The organism is Syntrophales bacterium, assembly GCA_030018935.1.
Classification (GTDB): domain Bacteria; phylum Desulfobacterota; class Syntrophia; order Syntrophales; family CG2-30-49-12; genus CG2-30-49-12.
In genome coordinates this window covers 1-21592 of the sequence record JASEGZ010000033.1, presented here as the reverse complement: position 1 = coordinate 21592, position 21592 = coordinate 1, and the positions used below count along the sequence as shown (strand labels likewise).

Genomic DNA, 21592 nt, shown 5'->3' with positions numbered 1-21592 from the left:
TTGTCACAGGAAAAAGGCATTAAGTGGCGGTTTTCATGTTACGTTGTAGGGTTAATTAGCTCGAAGACATCTTTTTCATGTTCAAACAGAGAGGCCATTGCTGTTCTCAGGATATAATCACCTTCATTTTCAAGGGTATTGATCTCTACACATGCCTCCAGGATCATTTTGGCATTCTTCATATCCCTGAGACTGTGAACGATCTTTTTTATCTTTGCAATGGCCTCCGTTAAAATCTTGGCCTGAGCGACGATCTCCCTGGACGGTTTTTTGACCTTATACAGATACATCCTTGCGGCTGAGGCCTCAATCATATCGAGGATGCTGTCCATCTTGTTGACCAGGTCATATATGTCTTCACGGTCTAAAGGGGTGAGGAAGGTCTTGTGCATCTTCTCGTAAGTTCTATGAGTGATGATGTCTGCCTCGTGTTCGATTTCCTTGAGTTTTGCGGTCTTCGATTCGGAATACTCATAGCTTTCAACCATTTCGAGAAAGAGGATTCCTCCCTCTTCGATCTTCTCCGCGAGTTCTTCAAAATAATTAAAAAATTTTTCTTCCCTGGGTATGAATCGCATCAGCCAGCCCCTTCAATTTTGTACCTGTCCTTTAGCGAATTATCTTGAAAAAAGCAATACCTTTTGCCGATTTTTCCCTTGTCTTCCTCTTCCGAGATGAGGGGGGCTTATAACCCCTCAGTTACGGCGTTTTTAATGATCCGTTCAATTATCTGGTTAAATTCCAAGCCAGATTGTGCCGCTGCCGCGACAAATCCGCTATCCGGTGAGAGACAGGGATTTGCGTTGACCTCCAGCACCCAGGGCATATCGGCCTGGTCCACCCGGAAGTCAACCCTTGCGTATCCCTGTAGACGAAACAGGTGCCAGCACCGCCTGGTCAGCTCCACCAGATTGCGCAGCAGGGGTTCATCCTTCTTCGGGAAATCAAAGCATCGTGGCGTATGATGGTACTCGAAGGAATCTTCATCCCACTTGGCCCGATAGCCGACTACCCTATTTTTGTTAGGTGGATAGCCGTCAAACCTTATCTCGGTAGGGGGGAGGACCTCCGGCCCGTTATCTCCGGCAAGGAGGGAGAGGTTAAACTCCCTTCCCTCGATAAACATCTCGGCAAAACAATCGCCGCCAAGATTTCCGAGCCGGGAGACCATTTCCTGACAGAGGTGGTCTCGGCTCCTTGCGAAGATAACAGAATCCTCATCCAGCCCGACAGATGCATCTTCCCAGACAGACTTGATAATATACGGGCCTTCAAGCAGTGAACCCGTGAATATTTCATCAAGGGATAACCATGGCGGGGTGGCAATGCCGGTTGTCCGGAGAATCTTTTTTGCCAGGAGCTTATGGGAAGTCAAAAACATGGCCTCGGTCCTTGATCCGGTGTAGGGAATTTTTAAGAAATCCATGATGGCCGGGGCGATGTAAATCAGACGGCCCTGACCTGTTATGGATTCCACAAGGTTAAAAACAAAAGCAGGCCGGATAGCTTGTAACCTGACGATTATTTCTGTGAGGTTCAGGGAAAGAGGGACAATAACGGGGTCATATCCTAATTCAGAAAGGGCCTGGAAAACGACCTCGACCTGAACGAGGACATCCTGTTCATCCTTTCCCGCTTCTCCGGATACCTCACCATGCAACACAACAGTTTTCACGGAATGCCAATCTAAAACATCAGTCATAAAACATCAGTCATACGTCATATGTCATACGTCATATGTCTTTTGTCATATGACTTATGACTTACGACTTACGACTTACGCTTCAGGGCAGAGCGTATGATCATACCGATGAGTTCCTCATAATAGGCGATACCGGTCAGGCGGCAGAGGATGGGGAGGTCGGAATGTTGTGGGTGTAACCCTGCCAGGGGGTTGACTTCCATAATGTTTGGTCTGCCCATGCAATCGGCACGCAGATCAATTCTGCCTGCATCCCTGCAGCCAAGGCCACGCCAGGCGGCAAGGGCGTTATCTTTTGCCTCCTCCGCCACGTCGTCATTTACCAGACGGTATGCCACGAGTTCTTCATAGTTTTCCTTGTTGAAATAAGAATAGACGTCCCGTTCGGCATGGTCCTTGAGGTGTACCTCCATCACACCAATGGCGATAGCATCCCTTCCCGTGCCGACGACGCCAACAGTAAACTCCCGCCCGGGCAGAAAGGTCTCGACGATAACGGGTTGTCTGTATGTCGTCAGGAGCTCCCGGCAAACATTGTTCAGCTCATACCGGGTTGTAATCTTTGAGGCAGTGGTGATACCCTTACCGGTTCCCTCCGCCACCGGTTTGGCAAAAAGGGGAAAGGGAAGCTTAACTCCCGTAATATCATCTTCCATCTCCACGAGGGCAAAGTCGGCGGTGGGGATGCCGAGGCTGCGGAGCACGTGTTTAGTCATGCCCTTGTGGAGGGCCAGGGAAAGCACGAGGGGATCAGAGCCGGTGTAAGGGATGTTGTAGGCATCGAGCAGGGCGGGGACCTGTGCTTCCCGGCCAAATCCCTGAAGCCCCTCCGCGATGTTAAAAACCAGATCCCAGCGGTTGCCTGCCGCCAGCCGTTTGGTCAGGGATTTGATGTTGCCGATAAGATCTGTTTGGTAACCCAGACCCTGAAGGGTCTGTTTGATGGCGTCAACTGTGTCTGAACAGTCAAATTCTGCCGTTTCCTCCGGGGAGTATCCTGCGGCAAGGTAATCTTCACGAAGGTCATAGGTAATCCCGATCTTCAAAGCCTCACTCCCCCCTTACGTCGTACGTCGTACGTCATACGTCATACGTCGTACGTCGTACGTCTTATGTCTTTTGACTTATGACTTACGACTTACGACTTATGTTTTATCCGGGTAACGATAGATTTGTCCCTGATAGTTTTTAAGGAGAAGATCACCGTTGTCCCGTCCAACAACATATTCGGGAAGAAGGGGGATTTTACCGCCGCCACCGGGGGCGTCTATCACATAGGTGGGCACCGCATAGCCGGTGGTGTGACCACGCAAACCGTGGATGATTTCCAGTCCCCTGACTACCGGTGTCCGGAAGTGAAACGATCCAGGAATAGGATCGCATTGATAGAGGTAATACGGTTTCACACGTATCCGGAGGAGTCCCTGAACAAGCCGCTTCATCGTTTCAATATTATCGTTGATTCCGGCAAGCAAAACGGTCTGGCTGCCGAGAGGGATACCTGCATCGGCAAGGCGAATACAGGCCTGACTCATCTCAGGGGTTAACTCGTCCGGATGGGTGATATGGATACTCATCCAGAGCGGGTGATAGCGCCTTAACGTGCGGACAAGACCTGGCGTGATACGCTGGGGCATCACCACAGGTACCTTGGTGCCGATACGGATAATTTCCACATGGTGAATCTTTCTCAGGCGGGATAGAAGCCATGCCAGTTTCTCGTCAGAAAGGGTCAGAGGATCGCCACCAGATAACAGTACATCCCGAACATCTGGATTCGCAGCGATATAGGCGATACCTCTCTCCCACTGGACGATGTCGAAGCGGTGTTCACCGTTGCCACCGACCATGCGTGAACGGGTGCAATACCGGCAATAGGTTGAACAGAAACTGGTCACGAGGAAAAGGACGCGGTCCGGGTAACGATGGACAATCCCAGGAACGGGACTATCAAGCTCTTCTCCCAGGGGATCGTCCGCTTCACCATGGGTACGTATGCATTCATCGTCCACAGGTACCACCGTGCGACGCAACGGTTGCAAAACATCGTTTTCGTCGAGGAGACTCGCATAGTAGGGTGTGATGGCAACCGGTAACGGTTTTGCGTGATGGAGCATTGCGCGACGTTCATTTTCCGAAAGCCGGATTATCCGTGCCAGCGTGTGCACATCCCCGATACGATTGCGGAGTTGCCAGCGCCAGTCGTGCCACTCGGCACATGTTATTTCTGGAAAGAAGCGTTTACGAAAATCCTTGGACCTCGAACTGTCTTTAAACGGCGACAAAATGCGGACCGTCTTAGCCAGAACCACGGGAGAGTTGTAAAGGGTGTTACACTGTGAAAAGCTTTTATCTGTATGATTTCTAAGACCACTAAGACCTGTCAAACTCCCGGGAGGTTCTGCTTCCTCGTTAAACAGGTTCTCGCTTTCCATAATATTCTTCTCCTTTCCCTGGCAAAAAAGAAAGATATATACCCCTCTCCTCTTGCTGCCCTGCACCGGGGACCGGCGGAATTTTCCCCTTCGCTTTACTCTTGTTGTCAAGATGTGTCAATATATTTTTTTAATTTTTTTATTTATCTCGCCCTTGCTATCTTATAGTCAATTCGGGGAAAATACTTCTTGCATTTACCAGCCTTTGCACATAGGGGGCTCCCTGAGCGAAGACCCACGTCCTCGCATCCCTGAACATGCGTTCTACGGGATGGCGTTTTGTACAACCAAACCCTCCATGAACCTCCACTGCCAGATTAGTAGCCTTCAGCAGTAACTGCGAGGTAAAAGCCTTGGCAGATGCAGTTTCGGCACTATGCTTCACCTTCCTGTCGGCCAATAGCGCCGCACGGTAGATAAGGAGGCGGGCCGCTTCAATTTCAGTGGCAATATCACCGAGAGAAAAACTGACCAATTGATACTCACCTATAGGATGACCAAAGGCGAACCTGGTCTTTGCATATTCTACAGCCTCTGTAAAAGCTGCCCTTGTGAGACCGAGAAAACCGGCACAGAGGGTGGTTCTCGTCTCATCGAGGGTAGATAAAGCGTATTTCAACCCCTTCCCCGCTTCACCAACCAGTTGCTCTTTCGGGATGATACAGTCCTTCAAGAGCACCTCTTCGTCCTGGTGACCCCGGCAGCCCATAGTTGGCACCCTCTCAATTACTGAATAGCCGGAGGTGCCCCTTTCTATCACAAATGCACTGACACCCCTTGCCCCCCTGGCAGGATCGGTCTTGGCCATAACCACTCCCCAATCCGCCGCATGGGCAAAACTCATATATCTCTTTCTTCCGTTAAGGATGTACTTACCGTTCTTGAATTCGGCAACAGTCTCCAGGGCACTGGCATCGGAACCGACACCGGGTTCGGTAAGTCCGAAAGCACCAAATGCCTCCCCCCGGGCTACGGGAGCCACATATTTTTTCTTCTGCTCCTCACTTCCGCCGGCCAGGATCGTCGTGGGGGCGAGACCGGGCGCCTCCATAAGCATTCCCGCCATGGCTGACTGAGAGGCGAAAGTGATCTCCTCCGCGGCGATGCATATATCCAGTATAGGCCATGCCGTTCCATCATACTCTTTGGGTATATACATTGCCGTATATCTGTGGGGAGGCATCGCCATTTTCCTCCACAAATCCCAGGGCATCTCGTCTTTTTCATCAATCTGCGCCGCTATCGGCAAGACCTCCCTCTCACCGAATTCCCCTGCCTGCCGTTTAATCTCTTCCTGTTCCGGAGTTAAGTCAAAACAAATAGCCATTTTTTTCCTCCTTTTTGTTAGTATATTTGTAAAAACGCCCATCCCTGAAGGAGCTTCTTTCTGCCTTCAGGCTTGCGTGGATATTTTTAATTCAATACTATAAAAATAGGGGTGAGTCCAAGGAAAAAACACAGATTTGGGATGACAAACTCCTTGACTTTTTCCGGGGTGTGAGATAGGGAATTTCCTACAGGGGAGCATTATTCCAGACCCAGAAAAGACAATTGTCATCACTACATATTTTTTAAATTCATCGGAGCAGAGCTTATGACTTTACCCTTAGAAGGGATAAAGGTGTTGGATTTTTCTCTAGCCTTGATGGGCCCCCTCTGTGGCCTGATGCTGGGGGATATGGGGGCGGAGGTGGTCAAGATAGAGAGACTTACCGGAGAGGCAATAAGAAGGGGTAAGGCAGCAGGGATGGAAGAAGTCTTTGGATTAGAGGAGGCGGAAATTGATTCTCCCATGTGGCTTGCCCATAACCGTAACAAGAGGAGCCTTGCCATTGATCTCAGGGACGAGAGGGGAAAAAAGGCAGTCGAGGAACTGGCGAAAAACACTGATGTCGTTATCCACAGTTTCCGCCCCGGAACCATGGATAAGATGGGATTGGGTTATCAGGTTTTAAGCAAAATCAAACCTGATATTATTTACTGTTCTTTTTACGGATTCGGTGAAACCGGCCCCCTGGCGCATCGAATCGGCGGCGACATGTATTCCCAGGCTTTTACAGGTATGGTCAGTCTTCAGGGCTGCCCGGGGGATCCTCCCACCATGGTTTCTGCGGCCATCGTTGACCATGCCGGCGCCTGGATGGGCGCCTATGGGATCATGGTTGCCATGTTCCACCGCGCGAGGACAGGAGAGGGCCAGGAACTGGTGATAAACCAGACAGATGTCGCTATGTACCTTCAGATGTCCGAGATACACCTTTACCTGATAGATGGGATTCAATGTCAGAGGGCGGGGAGGGCGTCTCCGGTGTCGCCGCCTCCGTATGGCGCCTACCCGGCGGCGGATGGGGATATTATCACTCTTTTCGGCAGTGATCCCCTGTGGCCCAGGTTTTGTAAAGTATTGGAGATAGATGAGTTGGCTGATGATCCCCGGTTCAACAATGATAAGTCAAGATATGAAAATCGTAAGGATCTTTACCCTCTCCTTGACATAGCCTTCAGAAAGAAGACCAAGGCCGAATGGCAGAAGCTATTCAAGGAAGCGAAGATGAGGTGCGACCCTTGCCTTGATTACGAGGAACTCTTCAGCCACCCGCAGGTGGCGGCGAACGAAATGGTGGTGAACCTGGATCATCCCCTGCGGGGCATGATAAAAATGTTAGGTGTTCCCGTGAAGTTCAAGAAGACCCCCGGCAGGCCGCAATCCCCTCCCCCCTTATTAGGCGAGCACAGTGAAGAGATACTCCACGAGGTTGGCTATACAGACGAACAGGTCAGAGAACTTGCCGCCGCAAAGGTGATCAAGGTTGCCCCGGTAAAGCCCCGTTGTTAAATATATTTAACACTGACCTTTCCCCCTTATTTTGCCGGGTGTGAGAAGTAATGTGCGGACAGGGCAAATATGAGAGAACTTATGAGGAGATAGATGGAAAGTATGGAGTATCCCCTGGAGGGGATCCGTGTTTTAGAGTGGGGCATCTTCCATGCTGGCCCGGGGGGTGTGGCGATCCTCGGCGATCTGGGAGCGGAAGTGATTAAAATAGAACAGCGCGGTAAAGGCGACCCCATACGGCACAGGAGCCGCTTTGGACGAACCTCATTCAATCTGCCGGACGGCAAAAACCTTTTCTTTGAGGCCTCTAATCGAAACAAGAAATCAATTACCATTGATTTTACCAAGGAAAAAGGAAGAGAGATTGTTTACCGCTTAATCCCTCAGTTTGATATTTTTGTCACCAATCTCCGGCGAAAAATTGTCGCCAAGATGGAGATGACCTATCCCATACTTTCCAGTTTTAACCACCGTTTGATTTATGCTTCTGTTTCGGCTTACGGAGATAAGGGTCCCTACAAAGATATCGGCGGTTTTGACTTTCAGGGCCAGGCAAGATCAGGAATCATGTTCAGCATGGGAGAACCGGATATGCCCCCTCTCCTTCTCCATTTCGGTCTTGTTGATCAGGCAACGGCCATTATGCTCAGCCAGGGGATATTAGCCGCCCTTTTTATGCGGGAGCGCACCGGCAAGGGTCAGGAGGTTAAGACATCCATATTGGGGACTGCCCTGAACCTGGGCTATTTTAATTTTTTGAACGCCCTCTGGCTTAATCAGGACGTGCCCCGTCACCGCCGTATGGATACCGATCCCACCCGCAACTATTATTGTTGTCGAGATGGGAGGTGGTTTGCCATTACTCTTCAACCTGGTGAGGATTGGAACCGTTTCTGCAGGGCAATAAACCACCCGGAATTGGAAAAGGATGAGAGATTCGATACCCCGCAAAAGAGGGCCGAGGAGTACTCGCGAGACCTTATTTCTCTACTGCAGGAGATTTTTTTAACCGGGGACAGGGATGATTGGCTGGAAATTTTTAAAGAAAATGACTTCATTGTCAGTCCCGTGAATCGCCCCATTGAACTGGAGCATGATCCACAGATAAGGGAAAATTATCTGGCTGAACTTGATCATCCCACCTTTGGCAGGGTCAAGATTCCGGGTTTTCCTGTCCATTTCAGCGGCGCCCGGGCGGAAACAAGAAAAGCCGCCCCCCTGCTGGGAGAAAACACGGAGGAAGTTCTGAAGAGCTTTGGCGGATACAGTGAACAGGAAATAGAACAACTCATAAAGGAGGAGATAATTTAAGATGGAAGAGAAGATCTACGCGCCGGCTATGGAGCCGGGCAAACAGTTGGAAAGGGATATGGACTGGGTAAAGAATGAGATTCTCCTGGAGAAGAATCCGGAGAGAAAGGTCGCCACAATTACTTTTAACCGTCCGGAGAAGTTGAACTCCACTCTGCGCAGCCACTACATTTACCTGGCGAAAATAATGCAGGAATTAAATTGGGACAACGAGGTAAAGGTGATTATCTTTAAAGGGGCGGGGCGATGTTTCGGCACCGGGCATGATGTTGTCGAATTGGGGACGATGCACGGTCATGACACAACGGGAAAGGCACGCCGCCCAGGTCAAACGGAGAGATTGCTGGTGGATATGGGGCTGAAAGAATTGATCTTCGAGCCGCTGCATAGGTGCCTCAAGACCACCATCGCTCAGGTACACAGTTACTGTTACGGTTACCACTTTCAGGTAGCCATGGCCTGTGATCTGGTGGTTTGTACCCCTGATGCCCGCTTTACCCACCCTGGTTTCAGGTATATCGGTCCCACCCTTGACCTTGCCTACTGGTTGCAGCTCATGGGCGTAAGGAGGTTGAATGAAATGGTCTTAACGGGGAAGGCATTTACTGCCGAGGAGGCATTAGAGTGCAGATTGGTGAATAAGGTAGTTCCTTATGATAAACTCGAGGAGGAAACAGAGAAACTGGCCCTGGCAGCGGCGTCCATGCCCCTCGATGGCATTGTGATGGGAAAGACATTTTTGCAGGGGGTTATAGATGCTGCGGGAGTAGCAGCGGGAGAATATTTAGGCTATATGGGACACGCAATGCAAACCGCCATCCATTACCGGGAGGGAGAATTTAATTTGCTTAAGGAGAGAAGAGACAAAGGGGTGAAGGGAGCGACGGTTACGAGGGATTCCCATTGGCCTCCCGAGTTTGAATTAAGATAACCAAGGTGTCGGTTTTAGATTTACACATCCATACCACGATCTCGGGTGATAGTATTATCACCCCGGAGGTCCTTTTCAGGGAAGCTAAAAAGGCCGGTCTGGACGGGGTCTGCATTACGGAGCACGGATACGAAAAGTCGCGGATAGCGGCGGATTTATCATGGAGATACAGTTTTCCCTTTTTTGCCGGCCTGGAAGCGAGCACAGAACTGGGTGATATCTTAGTTTTCGGGATAGACAGTTACCCGCGGAGTATTTCCCGGGCGAGGGAATTTAGAGAGTTTGTGGAAAAGGCAGGGGGGGTGTTGGTCGCTGCGCATCCCTTTAGAAGTAATTTTAACCGGTTGTCGTCTTCCCCTGCCGCCTCAGATATTGCTGCTAACCATAAATATCAGCTCCTCGAATTGGTTGACGCGATGGAGGTAATTAACGGTTGGTCGTCGGAGGCGGAAGTTGTTCATTGTCAGAAAGTGAGTAAAGAACTGAGTCTGAATGGCACCGGGGGGAGCGATGCCCATATTCCAGCCCAGGTAGGGTGTTGCGTTACAGTATTTGAGAGTGTTATCAGGAGCGAAGCAGAGCTGGTGGCAGAGTTGAAACAGGGGAAATTTAAAGCCGAGGACCGCCGCCTGCCGGAACAGAAAGGCGCCCTGAACTGGTTCCGCCGGACATGATGAAAGACCAGAAGGAAAATATCAAATAATCAACCAAAGTAGTCAACCAAAATTAATGTAAGGAGGAAAATTTGAAGATGGCTTATACGTGGGAAAAGGTACCTAACTTTAATTTCACCGATCTTCTCTACGAGAAGAGGCCAGGAGTGGCTAAGATAACTATCAACAGACCCCAGGCATTTAATGCCTTCACCTCTCATACCGGCAAGGAGCTTGCAGAGGCGTTTGAGGATGCCGGGGGCGATGACCGCATTGGTGTTGTTGTTATTACCGGAGCGGGTAACAAGGCATTCTGCACGGGAGGAGATGCCAAGGAGGCGGAAGCCGGCTACAGCTCCGAGATGCTCAAGCATACTCCCAAGGTCCACGCCCTGATAAGAGAAATGCCTAAGCCGGTAATCGCCGCGGTAAATGGTTTTGCCATTGGCGGGGGGCAGGTGCTCCAGCAGATCTGCGACCTTTCCATAGCTTCAGAGACCGCCCAACTCGGACAGGCTGGTCCCATGGTGGGGAGCTACGACGGTGCCTTTGGTGCCGCCTACCTGACCAGGGTGGTGGGAGAGAAGAAGGCAAGGGAGATCTGGTACCTCTGCCGGCGGTATACCGCCAGGGAAGCCCTGGAGATGGGATTGGTGAATGCAGTCGTGCCTCCCGACAAGTTAGAGGAGGAGGTAGACAAGTGGTGTGACGAGATCCTGGCAAAAAGCCCTGGTGCCATCAAGGGTCTCAAGGCAGCCTTCAACCTCATGAGTGCGGAGATAAGGGGATTAGAGATCCAGTCCTTTGATGCCCTATGGAGATACTATGCCACGGAGGAGGCTAAATACTACAAACAATCATTCTGGGAGAAGAAGAAGCCAGACCCCATGAAGTTCCGGAGAAAAGAGCTATTCCCGGGGATTTATGAAGAATAAGAGGCTTGATCGGAAACCCACAGATAACAGATCGGTAGTAGAAAGGAGGCAAGAAAATGCCCGCCATTATATCAACTGGCGCTTACATACCGTATTACAGGTTAAAACGTGAAGAAATAGTTAGAGCATGGGGTGGCGCTCAAAGAGGCGAAAAAGCAGTGGCCAACTTCGATGAAGACAGCGTAACCATGGCTGTGGAAGCAGGCAGAGATGCGCTTCATGGTATAGATCGTCAAACCATTGACGGTCTCTACTTCGCTACAACCACGGCGCCCTACAAAGAGAAACAGGGGGCGGCCGTTATCGCCTCGGCTTTGAATTTAAAGAAGGGGGTATTTGCCGTAGATTTCACCGACACTTTAAGGGCCGGAACAAATGCCTTGCGAGCGGCCGTGGATGCAGTAAAAGCCGGTTCGGCACAGAGAGTCCTGGTTGTTGCTGCTGATTGCCGTCTGGGGGCGCCTGGCTCAGAATTTGAACAGGTTTTTGGCGATGGAGCCGCTGCCCTGGTAATTGGCAAGGAGGGGAGTATTGATCTTGTGTCCAGCTATACCCACACGAGTGAGATAATTGACCAGTGGCGCTTGGATAGCCATGCATTTACAAAGAAGTGGGAGGATCGTTTTGTTGCCACCCAGGGCTACCTGGCCAATGTAAGTGAAGCCGTCGGCGCTTTTATGAAACAGCAAAACACAAGTCTCAAGGATTTTAATAAGGTAGCTCTTTATGCCCCTGATGCCCGCGGGCATCAGGAGGCCTGCCGGATGTTGAAACTGGACATCAAAACCCAGGTGACCAATCCCATGTTTGACACCGTCGGCAACACCGGCGCTGCTTTTGCCCTGCTGATCCTGGTGGCGGCTGTGGAGGAGGCAAACACGGATGATAAATTACTTTTAGTGAGTTACGGTGACGGCTGTGACATCTTTACCTTCCATGTAAAGGAGAAACCGGCGATGGATAAAGAACGCCGGGGTGTCCAGGGATACCTCAAGGCGAAGAACTACCTCTCGAACTATGAGAAGTATATCCGTTTCCGTAAACTCATGGAGGTAGAAAGCGGCCGGCGCCGCCCGCCCCAGGTCTCTTCGGCTGTGGTCATCCATAGAGACCGGAGAATGATCTATAGCTTAAACGGTTCTGAGTGCACCAGTTGTGGCCGGGCCTTCTTTCCGCCGCAGAGGATCTGCCTCTACTGCCAGGCTAAAGATCAATTCAGGGAGATATCACTTACGGAGCGTAAGGGTAAGCTGTTTACCTTTTCTAAGGATGAATTGGCCCAATCCCTCGATCCACCGGTGATTGTGAGCATCGTTGATCTGGAAGGAAATCTAAGGTTCTACGGCCAGATGACCGATCGTGATCCCGACAAGGTCGAACTCGATATGCCCCTGGATCTAACCTTCAGGAAGATGGGCGAAGCGGAAGGATACTATAGCTACTTCTGGAAATGTCGGCCAGTTAGATAGACTAAAGAAGGAGGATAACAGTGAGAGTAGATGCGATAAAAGATAAAGTGGCCATTATCGGCATGGGTTGCACAAAATTTGGTGAAAACTGGAATATGAGCGTGGAGGATATGCTCATTGATGCCGTTTATGAGGCTTATGCTGATGCAGGAGTAGAAACAAAGGATATTGAGGCAGCCTGGTTAGGCAGCGTTGGTTCCGCCTTTACGGGGGAGACACTGGGCAGACCGCTCAAGCTAAAATACAAGCCGATAACGAGAATAGAAAATGCCTGTGGCACCGGTATGGACACCCTGAGAAATGCCTGTTTTGGCGTGGCCTGTGGTCTTTATGATATAGTCCTGGTGGCTGGTGTGGAAAAACTGAAAGACAGCGGTTACGCTGGCCTGCCGGAGTTTTTTTTCCACCCCGTCTACGGTCAGGGTTTTACTGCTCCAGGCAGGTGGGCGATGATTGCCACCAGGTACTTTCAAACCCATGGTATAAAACCGGAGGAAGGCAAGAGGGCCCTGGCTAAGATAGCCGTAAAAAACCACCATAACGGCACCTTTTCACCAAAGGCGCACTTCCAGAGAGAGATCACACTGGAACAGGCTCTCAATGCACCCACCATTGCCTGGCCGTTGGGTCTCTTCGATTGCTGTCCGACAACCGATGGTGCAGCCGCAGCCATCATCTGTTCGGCGGATATAGCCAAATCCTTTAAGGATGATTATGTCCTGGTGAAGGGTTTTGGTGTAGCTATGGGGCCCTGTCTGGGCAAGGAAGACATAGATTATAAATATGATCACCTGCCGGAGACGGAAGCCGCCGCCAGACAGGCTTATGAGGCGGTAGGGATAAAGAACCCTCGTAAAGAGATCAGTGTGGCCCAGGTTCATGATTGTTTTACCATTGCCGAACTGACTGAATACGATGCACTTGGTTTTTGCGAGCGGGGCAGGGCGGTGCAGGAAGTAGAGGCAGGTACGTTTACCCTGGAGGGAGAACTCCCTGCAAATACCGATGGCGGCCTGAAGGCCTTTGGCCATCCCTTAGGCGCAACCGGCCTCAGGATGTGCAATGAGTTGTACCTACAGTTAAGAGGTAAGGCCGGCCCCCGGCAGGTGAAAAACCCCTCTTTGGGTTTGGCCATGGCACAGGGTGGACATCCCGGGATGCTTCTGCCGGTTATAACTATCTTAGGTTGCCGGGACTGACATAAAACATTAGTCGTAAGTCATAAGTCGTAAGTCGTGAGACATAAGACATAAGACGGAAGACGTATGACGTAAGAAAGGGAGGTTGTAAAAATGGGTGAAAGACTAAAAGGTAGGGCAGCCGTGGTTACCGGCGCCGGTGGGGGAATTGGTCGGGAAATATCGCTGGCTTTGGCGGCAGAAGGCGCCAGCGTAGTGATTGTTGATCCGGGGGTGGCCAGGGACGGAAGTGGCACGGACCTTGCCCCAGCGGATAAGGTAGTTTCCGAGATCAAGGCCAAAGGTGGCGCCGCCGTGGCGAATTACAGTTCCGTAACCGATTTTAAGGTTGCCGAAGAGATAATCAAGAGTTGCGTACAGAACTTCGGTCGGGTGGATATTGTCATTAATTGCGCTGGTGTCTTGAGAGAACGTATGATCTGGAATATGACCGAGGAAGATTGGGATTTAGTAATTGCCGTACACTTAAAAGGCACCTTTAATCTCTGTCGTCACGCCTGTGTGAAAATGAGAGAACAGGGCTTCGGCAGAATAGTGAACTTGACATCTGATGCCTGGCGGGGTACGGTTGGACAGTGTAATTACGGAGCTGCTAAAGGCGGCATCGTGAGCCTGACCAGGGCGATTGCCCGGGAAATGGGCCGCTACGGTGTTACTGCCAACTGTATTGCCCCCATTGCCGCTACCAGGATGACCATGACCGAAGAGGTAAAGGCCGGTATGACAAAGAGATTGGAAAGTGGCCTGATTACCAAAGCTTTTTATGATTCCTTCATGGCCATGCCAGGGCCGGAATATGTTCCCCCCATGGTGGTTTACTTAGTCAGCGAAGCAGCGACCAATATCAACGGGCGGGTGTTCCATGTGGAAAAGGGCAGAATTGCCATTTACTGTGAGCCGGTAGAAACGCTGGCCATCTATAAGTCTGTCGAGAATGGCATGTTCCGGGTTGAAGAACTGGAGGAGTTTGTGCCCAAGACCCTCCTTACCGGTTATATTAACCCGGCACCGGCTGAAAAGCACAAGGCTAAATAGGGGTCAGGGATCAGGAAAACTTGCGGGAGAAAAGGAAAATTTGCACTACAGGACTCCTTGTTCGAATCTTAGAGTATTCGAACTTTAGAGCCAGAAGGAGGTAAAAACTTGAGGAGATACGAAACTATATTTATTGTCCAGGTTGATCTACCCGACGATGAAATTGTGGGGGTGATTGAACGATACAGGACGATCATCACAGACATGAAGGGTATTGTGGTTAAAATCGAGAGATGGGGCCAGCGAAAACTTGCCTACGTGATCAAAAAACAAGCAAAGGGGTATTACATTTTTATTGATTTCGTGGGTGTTAGTGCTGTCGTTACTGAGTTGGAAAGAAATTTCAAGATTGACGACAGGATCTTGAAATTCATCACGGTGAAAAAAGAAGATAAAGTTGATCTTCAGAAGATTGAAAATGAGATAGCCGCTGCCGGTAAGAAGGTAAAGGAGGAAGAAGTCTCCCTCCCGTCTGAGATAAAAACCACCGCAACCGAAACTGGTAAGCTGGAGGAGACGGTTACAGAAACTAAAACGAACGGAGGGGGTGAAGAATCTGCCCTGTCAGGAGGGGGTACAGAAAAAGAAGAGGATAAAGGGGGGAGTGAATAAGAGATGGCATTACCGATAAAAGGTAGAAAAGCCTCAAAACCTCAGAAGAGGTTCTTTTCGAAAAGGAAGTATTGTAAATTTTGTACGGACTCAAACCTGAAAATAGATTACAAAAATCCCCTCATCTTGAGAGACCTTCTCACTGAGAGGGGTAAGATCATGCCGAGGAGAATTACTGGAAGTTGCGCTAAACATCAAAGGGTGCTGACACTGGCCATAAAAAGGGCGAGGACGATCGCACTTCTGCCTTTTGTTGTCTCCGAGGGTTGAAGCCTCTGGGGCAGGCACAAAGGCACTGAGGCACTGAGGCACAAAGGAAATATATAGCTTGGTTTCTCAAATGAGACGTTGTTGTTTTATTTCCAGCAATATTGCTGATCGCATGCTTAGCAGTTTGAGCAAAAATAGGTGATGGGTAAACTTTGTGCCTTTGTGCCTCAGTGCCTTCTGGAAAGGGGGATTTGTATGAGGGTTATTTTGAAGGAAGACGTGGAATCTCTGGGGAAAGCGGGAGCTGCATTGAATGTAGCCGATGGCTACGCAAGGAATTTCCTGATCCCCAGGGGGCTTGCCATAGAGGAGAGTAGTAAAAATCTCAAGGCCTTAGAGCATGAGAAAAAACTTATCCTGCAAAGGGCTGAAACGAGAAGGAAGAAAGCCGAGGTGCTGGCGGAAAAATTTTCCGGGCTTAAGGCCTGCACCATCTCGCGGCGCATTGGGGAACAGGGAAAGTTGTTTGGTTCAGTCAATACAAAAGACATTGAAGAATCACTCCGCAAACAGGGCATAGAGATTGACAGAAAAAACATCATTCTCAGGGAACCGATCAGGTCTCTCGGCGAATTTCCTGTGAGGATTAAATTAGATTCCGGTATTACAGCGGAGGTTAAGATCACGGTTGTAGGTGAAGCCGAGGAATAGATGAAAGACATTGATACCTCTTTACACAGGGTGCCCCCCCAGAATATCGAGGCTGAACAGTCCATTCTCGGGGGAATCCTCCTGGAAAACCAGAGTTTGAACACTGTCCTGGAAGTAGTAAATAGCAGTGATTTCTACAGTGAATCCCATCGCAGGATATTTGCTGCCATCCTTGAACTTGCCGATAAAGGCGAACCGAGTGATCTGATCACCCTCAGTAATATTTTAAAGGAAAAGAAGCAACTGGATATCGTGGGGGGGATGGCCTATCTGGCTTCCCTTGTTGACAACGTCCCATCGGCAGCCAATATAGCCCACTACGCAAAAATTGTGAAGGAAAAGGCGATTCTGCGCAGGCTCATCGGGACGGCTACCGATATCCTGAGCAAGAGTTACGATACCGGGGCAGATGTAGATAATGTCCTGGATGAGGCAGAACATGCCATCTTCGAGATATCTGAAAATAAGATCAGGCCCGCCTTCTTCCCCATCAAAGACCTGATCAAGGATAGCTTCAAAACCATCGAGAGACTTTTTGAGAGAAAAGAACTTGTCACCGGTATTCCCACCGGTTTTGAAAAAGTTGACGAGCTGACTTCAGGGCTGCAAAAATCTGACCTGATCATCATCGCCGGTCGGCCCAGTATGGGAAAAACCGCCCTTGCCCTTAATATTGCCAGGCATGCGGCAGTGGAAGCCGGTATTCCCGTCGCCGTGTTTTCCCTCGAGATGGCAAGAGAACAACTCGCCATCCGCCTGTTGTCTTCGGAGGCCAGGGTGGACTCTCTGCGGATCAGGAGAGGATTCCTCGGAGAGACAGATTGGCCCAAATTGACTACTGCCGCCGGTAGGCTCTCCGAGGCTCCCGTATTTATTGATGATACACCGGCTATGATGGTTCTTGAGATGAAGGCAAAGGCAAGAAGACTAACGGCCGAGGCTGGCCTTGGTTTGATTATCCTCGATTACCTCCAGTTGATGAGAAGTGGAACAAACAAAGATTCGAGGGAACAGGAAATATCGGAGATCAGCCGTTCTCTGAAGGCCCTGGCGAAGGAATTGAATGTCCCGGTGGTAGCCATTTCACAGCTTAACAGAAGAGTAGAGGATCGTCCTAACAGACGACCGCAGATGGCTGACTTGAGGGAATCGGGAGCTATTGAACAGGATGCAGACCTGATTGCCTTCATTTACAGGGATGAGGTCTACAATAGATCAGAGGATAATCCGGAAAAGGGTATGGCGGAGATTATCATCGGAAAACAGAGAAATGGTCCGACAGGTGTGGTAAAGCTGGCCTTTCTCGAAAAATACACCCGCTTTGAAAACCTTGCCCTTTCCGGTGAGACTTCCTAAGCTTCCAGCAATTCCGGTTCCCCTCCCAGATGCGGGATGGCAAGACGCAGCTTTTTAAGTGCTTGCTTTTCAATCTGCCTTGCCCGTTCCCTCGTGATATTGTAACGATTACCGATTTCCTGGAGGGTCTCTGGATTGTCCGCCATAACTCGATTTCTGATGATATAACCCTCTCTCTCATTGAGCTTTGCCAGCGCCCCGGCGATGTTCCTCTTGACCAGATCCCCATGCTCCTTTTTGATCAGCATCGTTTCCTGATCTTCGCCTCCGTAGGGTAAACAACCAATAATCGTCCTTGATTCATCTTCACTATCTATGGGGGCATCCAGTGAAAGGTCTCGGTGAGTCAGGCGAAGGTCCATTTCCTTGACTTCGTCCTCTTTAACTCCCAGAGATTCTGCAATTTCTCTGAATTCGGGCAATTTCTGGGAAAGAGCTTCGAGTTTTTTCTTTGCCTCACCCAGTTTGAAGAATAACTTCCTCTGGGTCTGCGTGGTTCCGATCTTAACGAGGCTCCATGACCTGATGATGAAATTCTGGATATATGCCCTTATCCACCAGACCGCATAGGAGAGGAGTCTGTATCCCTTATAGGGATCGAATTTCTTCACCCCGCGCATGAGACCGATATTCCCCTCTTGGATCAGATCGGCAAGCTTGACTCCGTAATTCCTATATTCATGGGCAATCTTGACCACAAATCTTAAGTTTGAGACAACCAGTTTCTCGGCGGCCTCCATATCATTATATTTCCTGAACCTGACAGCCAGTTGGAACTCCTCATCTGCCTTCAGGATGGTAAAGCGGTTGATCTCCGCAATATATAATTCAAGGGAACTGGTAATCGCAGGCAATTTCATCCGGTGTTCCTCCATTTTTCCAGTAATTCCACTATCTTAAATTATATGACGATATTTTGCCATTAGTCAAGATTTTTCTTTACTCTTGACAGATTTTTCTTTACTCAGGGATCAGGGATCAGGGATCAGAATTGCCTTTCGTGCTCCTTGTACCCCTTGTACCCCTCGTACCCCTCGATTACTTTGTGAGGGAAACGGAAAATTTTCTCTCCTTTTTCTCTCGCCCCTCACAATTGGTCCTCATCTGTTATATTAAAATCTCAGGGTTGCTTTACATCTCTTCGGATTAAGCAGAAGGTTGAGCCCATCGAGGGCACTTCTTACATGAATATCTGATGCCATCAGTGCATCCACCGCACAGCCTTCACCCTCGGAAACAGCTATACCGATCCTTGCCGCCTTCAGCATCCTCCTGTCATTTTTCCCGTTGCCAAAGGTGACAACATGTTCCGTACCGAGCCTTCCGATATATTCCTCTTTCTGAATATCATGGTCATCACCGGAAAGTATCCGGATGATGCAATTTACCTCTTTTAGTTCTGCTCGGGCCATACCAAAGGTATCAGCAGTCAGTATGTGCACCTTTAGAAATTCTGCTATCCTGTTGAGGTGTTCCTTTACCGCCGGTAAAAGTCTTCCGCCGACCGACAGGGTGCCTGTAAAATCTGAAACCAGGTGCTCCAGGACGACAGGCCCAAAACCGGGAATATCAATCTCAAGCATGGTAACCTCCAGAACGTGCAAAGGGGCGAACTTAATCCCCCTTTACTCCCACTCAATCGTACTGGGTGGTTTTGAGCTGATGTCGTAGACGACCCGGTTCACCCCCCCTCACCTCATTGATGATGCGGTTAGAGATCCTGCCGAGAAGGTCATAGGGCAGCCTGGCCCAGTCCGCCGTCATGGCATCGTCACTCGTTACGGCGCGTATAGCCACGACATGCTCATAAGTTCTCTGATCCCCCATAATCCCCACCGTCCTCAGCGGCAGGAGGACGGCGAGTGACGCGGTAATATGTTCTTTGGGCTTGAATATCCAATAGTAGGACTTGAAATGGATATCACTTACCTTTGAACATAGGTTCTCTTTTCTCTATCCTCGCCTTTACTCCCTCTTTTACATCTTCCGTCTGGAAACATAAAATCTGCCCTTGCAGCTCGTTTTCTAATGCTTCTCTTAGATTAGTATCAAGAGCTTTGTTTATCGCCTTTTTGGCAATCCCAATCGCTATTGGTGCACACTTTGCTAACTTCTTCGCAAATTCCATCATTGCTGATTCTAACTCTCCTGCCGCTACAACCTTATCCACCAGTCCTATCTTCTCCGCCTCCCTCGCATCTATCATATCACCTGTAAATATCAATTCCTTTGCCTTAGAAACCCCTACCAACCTTGCCAAGCGATATGTCCCACCAACGTCAGGGATGAGTCCAAGCTTAGTGTAGGTCATTCCAAATCTCGCTTCTTCTCCCGCTATTCTAAAATCACAAGCTAAAGCGAGGTCACAGCCGTTCCCTAAGGCATAACCATTCACTGCTGCTACCACTGGTTTCTCTATCCTCTCCAACATAAAAGTCTCCTGTATCTTACTCATAATTGCTCTTAGCTCCGTTTGGTTCATCCCTAAAATTTTCCCCCCATACTTGAGGTCTAAACCTGTGCAGAAAGCCCTTCCTGCTCCCGTTATTATCACCACTCGCACATCATTGTCAGTGCGAACATCCTCAGTTGCTATCCATAGTTCTTCGTATGTCTTCTCATCCAAAGCGTTCATCGCATCCGGGCGGTTTAATATTAGTTTCGCTATACCCGCCTTCTTCTCCAAAATTATATTTTCTAAATCTTTCATCGCTTTTCTCTCCTTTCTTTTCAAATACCGGTGTTGTTTTATGTTACATTTTGTTGCTCACATGGTTAAGTCCTCTAATCAGATACTCAAAAGCCGGCGACAGTATACAGTATGGGACAGTATTGTACAGTATTGGGACAGATCTATTTTTGGGATTTCTTTAAGTTTATAGTTCCACAGGCCTTCTGAGTAACTTCAAAAAAGTTACTCCTTGATAAACCGCCCCAGCGGGGCGTGGGTCGCTAACGTGGAGGTCGGTTACCGAGCGCAAGCGAGGTCCGCTGGACCGATTTGTTGGCTGCATATCTCCGTCGAATTCTCAGGCCCGTGCTCGACTTTGCCAGCGTCAAGCAAGCGCGCCTCAGTTGAATGACCTGTCTCAGCCGGAGTGTAATAGCAGCCGGACTCATATCAATCTTCATCTATAATACTCCTGAGATATTCAATATCGTCTTGATCCTGGCCGCTCCTACGAAAGGACTTCAAGAGAATCAAACCTTCAGGCGAGACAACGCTGAGGGTACCACCTTCCCATCCCACCTTCGTGCGACTTTCCCATGCCTGCTCTATCTCGGGCGTCACGATGAGTAAGTCCAAAACCAGCGTCTCTCCTGTGTCTGGCTCGATTTTACTGACGCGGTGGATATGTACCTTACCCCCGTGGAACTCCATCGGCAGTGCGCTCATGGTGAACCCCAACTCGTGGACCGCTCGCTTCGACCTGTTAAGTGAACTCGACTCGATCATTATATCAACGTCGAGAGTGGCCCTTGGAAGAGCATACACGGCCATGGCCAATCCGCCGCAAAGAGCATACTCGATTCTCTCTTCATCAAGTTTCGTGACCAGCCTTTTAAGCTCGTCTAAGACATCCATGCGATCTTTCCTTGCAGCCAACGCTCCGCATAACCGGCTGGCAATGGAGCGCAGCGGAATTGCCAGTCCGAGTTGATGCGATTGTTAGGGGTTTATTTTCATATTTTCATGCCGTCTTGTCTTTCTCATGTTTTGGACGTTTGGTTAAATATTTAACTAACCGACCAATTATTATACCCCATATCAACCCCTGAATAACACCTCCCAATGGTTTTGGCGGGTCTTGCGCGAACGAAAACATGGCGAAAAAAAAGCAGAAGGTCACAATTGCTGCGATCCAACCTGCTCGATTACCCCTCCAGACTGATTCCGCGTTAGGTTTTAATATATAAGAAGATATATAGCCTTGGTCCTCTGCAGATTTTTTTAACATTTGATAGGCATATGCCGGACCAAGAAATGATAGAAACCCAGATATGCTGACCCAAAGGAATGGGTTTTTCCCGATAAGTCGTGCACAAGACCATAAGTGAGTCCAATAATAGAAAAAAATAATAATATATCCACAAAAAGCATATGCCGCGAGAGCCTCACTGAAAGAATATGCAATAACAATAATAATGAATCCTACATACACTAATAATACCTGTCTTTTGAATTCTTTAAAGCAA

23 protein-coding genes and 1 pseudogene are annotated in these 21592 nt (G+C 49.4%); 12 read left to right on the top strand and 12 right to left on the bottom strand.

What is annotated here, in order from left to right; translation table 11 throughout:
* Nucleotides 1-38 precede the first annotated feature (38 nt).
* The 5 genes from QMD03_07195 to QMD03_07175 form a co-directional block, all read right to left on the bottom strand.
* Nucleotides 39-578, bottom strand: coding sequence for a DUF47 family protein (locus QMD03_07195; GenBank protein MDI6777009.1), 540 nt, complete (start codon nucleotides 576-578; stop codon nucleotides 39-41).
* Between the two features lie 107 nt (nucleotides 579-685).
* Entirely contained in the window at nucleotides 686-1702 is a 1017-nt protein-coding gene (locus QMD03_07190; GenBank protein ID MDI6777008.1) for a hypothetical protein, read from the bottom strand.
* Between the two features lie 68 nt (nucleotides 1703-1770).
* Nucleotides 1771-2748 (bottom strand): hypothetical protein, encoded by a 978-nt coding sequence (locus tag QMD03_07185; protein MDI6777007.1) that lies wholly within the window; start codon nucleotides 2746-2748, stop codon nucleotides 1771-1773.
* 99 nt (nucleotides 2749-2847) lie between these two features.
* Nucleotides 2848-4137, bottom strand: coding sequence for a KamA family radical SAM protein (locus QMD03_07180; protein MDI6777006.1), 1290 nt, complete (start codon nucleotides 4135-4137; stop codon nucleotides 2848-2850).
* Between the two features lie 157 nt (nucleotides 4138-4294).
* A complete protein-coding gene (locus QMD03_07175; protein MDI6777005.1) occupies nucleotides 4295-5464 on the bottom strand; it encodes an acyl-CoA dehydrogenase family protein in 1170 nt (389 codons plus the stop codon).
* Between the two features lie 267 nt (nucleotides 5465-5731).
* On the opposite strand from QMD03_07175, the gene QMD03_07170 reads away from it, so the two are divergent.
* From QMD03_07170 to dnaB, 12 genes are all read left to right on the top strand, one after another.
* Entirely contained in the window at nucleotides 5732-6973 is a 1242-nt protein-coding gene (locus QMD03_07170; protein MDI6777004.1) for a CoA transferase, read from the top strand.
* 93 nt (nucleotides 6974-7066) lie between these two features.
* Nucleotides 7067-8284, top strand: a complete 1218-nt coding sequence (locus QMD03_07165) for a CoA transferase (protein MDI6777003.1) — start codon at nucleotides 7067-7069, stop codon at nucleotides 8282-8284.
* Nucleotide 8285: 1 nt separating this feature from the next.
* Nucleotides 8286-9215 carry an enoyl-CoA hydratase/isomerase family protein gene (locus QMD03_07160; protein ID MDI6777002.1) on the top strand — a complete coding sequence of 310 codons (930 nt, stop codon included), beginning with the start codon at nucleotides 8286-8288 and terminating at the stop codon, nucleotides 9213-9215.
* Nucleotides 9216-9220: 5 nt separating this feature from the next.
* Complete coding sequence (locus tag QMD03_07155) at nucleotides 9221-9889, top strand: PHP domain-containing protein (protein ID MDI6777001.1); 669 nt, start codon at nucleotides 9221-9223, stop codon at nucleotides 9887-9889.
* A 77-nt stretch (nucleotides 9890-9966) separates the two neighbouring features.
* Nucleotides 9967-10803, top strand: coding sequence for an enoyl-CoA hydratase-related protein (locus QMD03_07150; protein MDI6777000.1), 837 nt, complete (start codon nucleotides 9967-9969; stop codon nucleotides 10801-10803).
* Between the two features lie 56 nt (nucleotides 10804-10859).
* Nucleotides 10860-12272, top strand: a complete 1413-nt coding sequence (locus QMD03_07145; GenBank protein MDI6776999.1) for a zinc ribbon domain-containing protein — start codon at nucleotides 10860-10862, stop codon at nucleotides 12270-12272.
* A 20-nt stretch (nucleotides 12273-12292) separates the two neighbouring features.
* A complete protein-coding gene (locus QMD03_07140) occupies nucleotides 12293-13471 on the top strand; it encodes an acetyl-CoA acetyltransferase (GenBank protein ID MDI6776998.1) in 1179 nt (392 codons plus the stop codon).
* 93 nt (nucleotides 13472-13564) lie between these two features.
* The gene (locus tag QMD03_07135) at nucleotides 13565-14506 is read left to right on the top strand and encodes an SDR family oxidoreductase (protein MDI6776997.1); all 942 of its coding nucleotides are present in this window, start codon (nucleotides 13565-13567) and stop codon (nucleotides 14504-14506) included.
* A gap of 108 nt (nucleotides 14507-14614) precedes the next feature.
* On the top strand, nucleotides 14615-15118 hold the full coding sequence (gene rpsF, locus QMD03_07130) for a 30S ribosomal protein S6 (GenBank protein ID MDI6776996.1): 504 nt from the start codon (nucleotides 14615-14617) through the stop codon (nucleotides 15116-15118).
* Between the two features lie 3 nt (nucleotides 15119-15121).
* Nucleotides 15122-15388, top strand: coding sequence for a 30S ribosomal protein S18 (gene rpsR / locus QMD03_07125; GenBank protein MDI6776995.1), 267 nt, complete (start codon nucleotides 15122-15124; stop codon nucleotides 15386-15388).
* Between the two features lie 195 nt (nucleotides 15389-15583).
* Nucleotides 15584-16039, top strand: coding sequence for a 50S ribosomal protein L9 (gene rplI, locus QMD03_07120; protein ID MDI6776994.1), 456 nt, complete (start codon nucleotides 15584-15586; stop codon nucleotides 16037-16039).
* Nucleotides 16040-17395 carry a replicative DNA helicase gene (dnaB, locus tag QMD03_07115; GenBank protein ID MDI6776993.1) on the top strand — a complete coding sequence of 452 codons (1356 nt, stop codon included), beginning with the start codon at nucleotides 16040-16042 and terminating at the stop codon, nucleotides 17393-17395. It begins immediately after the preceding gene.
* Here dnaB and rpoH read toward each other — a convergent pair.
* The 7 genes and pseudogenes from rpoH to QMD03_07080 all read right to left on the bottom strand — a co-directional run.
* On the bottom strand, nucleotides 17392-18255 hold the full coding sequence (gene rpoH / locus QMD03_07110) for an RNA polymerase sigma factor RpoH (GenBank protein MDI6776992.1): 864 nt from the start codon (nucleotides 18253-18255) through the stop codon (nucleotides 17392-17394). The two genes, dnaB and rpoH, sit on opposite strands and share 4 nt — an antisense overlap.
* 252 nt (nucleotides 18256-18507) lie before the next feature.
* Nucleotides 18508-18978 (bottom strand): HAD hydrolase family protein, encoded by a 471-nt coding sequence (locus QMD03_07105; protein ID MDI6776991.1) that lies wholly within the window; start codon nucleotides 18976-18978, stop codon nucleotides 18508-18510.
* Between the two features lie 42 nt (nucleotides 18979-19020).
* The gene (locus QMD03_07100; protein MDI6776990.1) at nucleotides 19021-19080 is read right to left on the bottom strand and encodes a hypothetical protein; all 60 of its coding nucleotides are present in this window, start codon (nucleotides 19078-19080) and stop codon (nucleotides 19021-19023) included.
* Between the two features lie 64 nt (nucleotides 19081-19144).
* Nucleotides 19145-19222, bottom strand: a pseudogene (locus tag QMD03_07095) (hypothetical protein).
* 94 nt (nucleotides 19223-19316) lie between these two features.
* Entirely contained in the window at nucleotides 19317-20105 is a 789-nt protein-coding gene (locus QMD03_07090; GenBank protein ID MDI6776989.1) for an enoyl-CoA hydratase, read from the bottom strand.
* Nucleotides 20106-20516: 411 nt separating this feature from the next.
* The gene (locus QMD03_07085; GenBank protein ID MDI6776988.1) at nucleotides 20517-20981 is read right to left on the bottom strand and encodes a hypothetical protein; all 465 of its coding nucleotides are present in this window, start codon (nucleotides 20979-20981) and stop codon (nucleotides 20517-20519) included.
* 106 nt (nucleotides 20982-21087) lie between these two features.
* Nucleotides 21088-21592: hypothetical protein (locus tag QMD03_07080; protein ID MDI6776987.1), on the bottom strand; the 505-nt coding region annotated here is incomplete at its 5' end.

Coding starts and splice junctions, on each gene's coding strand:
- QMD03_07160 (MDI6777002.1), top strand. CDS start 8,286: ATGGAAGAGAAGATCTACGCGCCGGCTATGGAGCCGGGCAAACAGTTG.
- QMD03_07195 (MDI6777009.1), bottom strand. CDS start 578: ATGCGATTCATACCCAGGGAAGAAAAATTTTTTAATTATTTTGAAGAA.
- QMD03_07170 (MDI6777004.1), top strand. CDS start 5,732: ATGACTTTACCCTTAGAAGGGATAAAGGTGTTGGATTTTTCTCTAGCC.
- QMD03_07190 (MDI6777008.1), bottom strand. CDS start 1,702: ATGACTGATGTTTTAGATTGGCATTCCGTGAAAACTGTTGTGTTGCAT.
- rplI (MDI6776994.1), top strand. CDS start 15,584: ATGAGGGTTATTTTGAAGGAAGACGTGGAATCTCTGGGGAAAGCGGGA.
- QMD03_07150 (MDI6777000.1), top strand. CDS start 9,967: ATGGCTTATACGTGGGAAAAGGTACCTAACTTTAATTTCACCGATCTT.
- dnaB (MDI6776993.1), top strand. CDS start 16,040: ATGAAAGACATTGATACCTCTTTACACAGGGTGCCCCCCCAGAATATC.
- QMD03_07145 (MDI6776999.1), top strand. CDS start 10,860: ATGCCCGCCATTATATCAACTGGCGCTTACATACCGTATTACAGGTTA.
- QMD03_07105 (MDI6776991.1), bottom strand. CDS start 18,978: ATGCTTGAGATTGATATTCCCGGTTTTGGGCCTGTCGTCCTGGAGCAC.
- QMD03_07090 (MDI6776989.1), bottom strand. CDS start 20,105: ATGAAAGATTTAGAAAATATAATTTTGGAGAAGAAGGCGGGTATAGCG.
- QMD03_07135 (MDI6776997.1), top strand. CDS start 13,565: ATGGGTGAAAGACTAAAAGGTAGGGCAGCCGTGGTTACCGGCGCCGGT.
- QMD03_07180 (MDI6777006.1), bottom strand. CDS start 4,137: ATGGAAAGCGAGAACCTGTTTAACGAGGAAGCAGAACCTCCCGGGAGT.
- rpoH (MDI6776992.1), bottom strand. CDS start 18,255: ATGAAATTGCCTGCGATTACCAGTTCCCTTGAATTATATATTGCGGAG.
- rpsR (MDI6776995.1), top strand. CDS start 15,122: ATGGCATTACCGATAAAAGGTAGAAAAGCCTCAAAACCTCAGAAGAGG.
- QMD03_07165 (MDI6777003.1), top strand. CDS start 7,067: ATGGAAAGTATGGAGTATCCCCTGGAGGGGATCCGTGTTTTAGAGTGG.
- QMD03_07085 (MDI6776988.1), bottom strand. CDS start 20,981: ATGGATGTCTTAGACGAGCTTAAAAGGCTGGTCACGAAACTTGATGAA.
- QMD03_07175 (MDI6777005.1), bottom strand. CDS start 5,464: ATGGCTATTTGTTTTGACTTAACTCCGGAACAGGAAGAGATTAAACGG.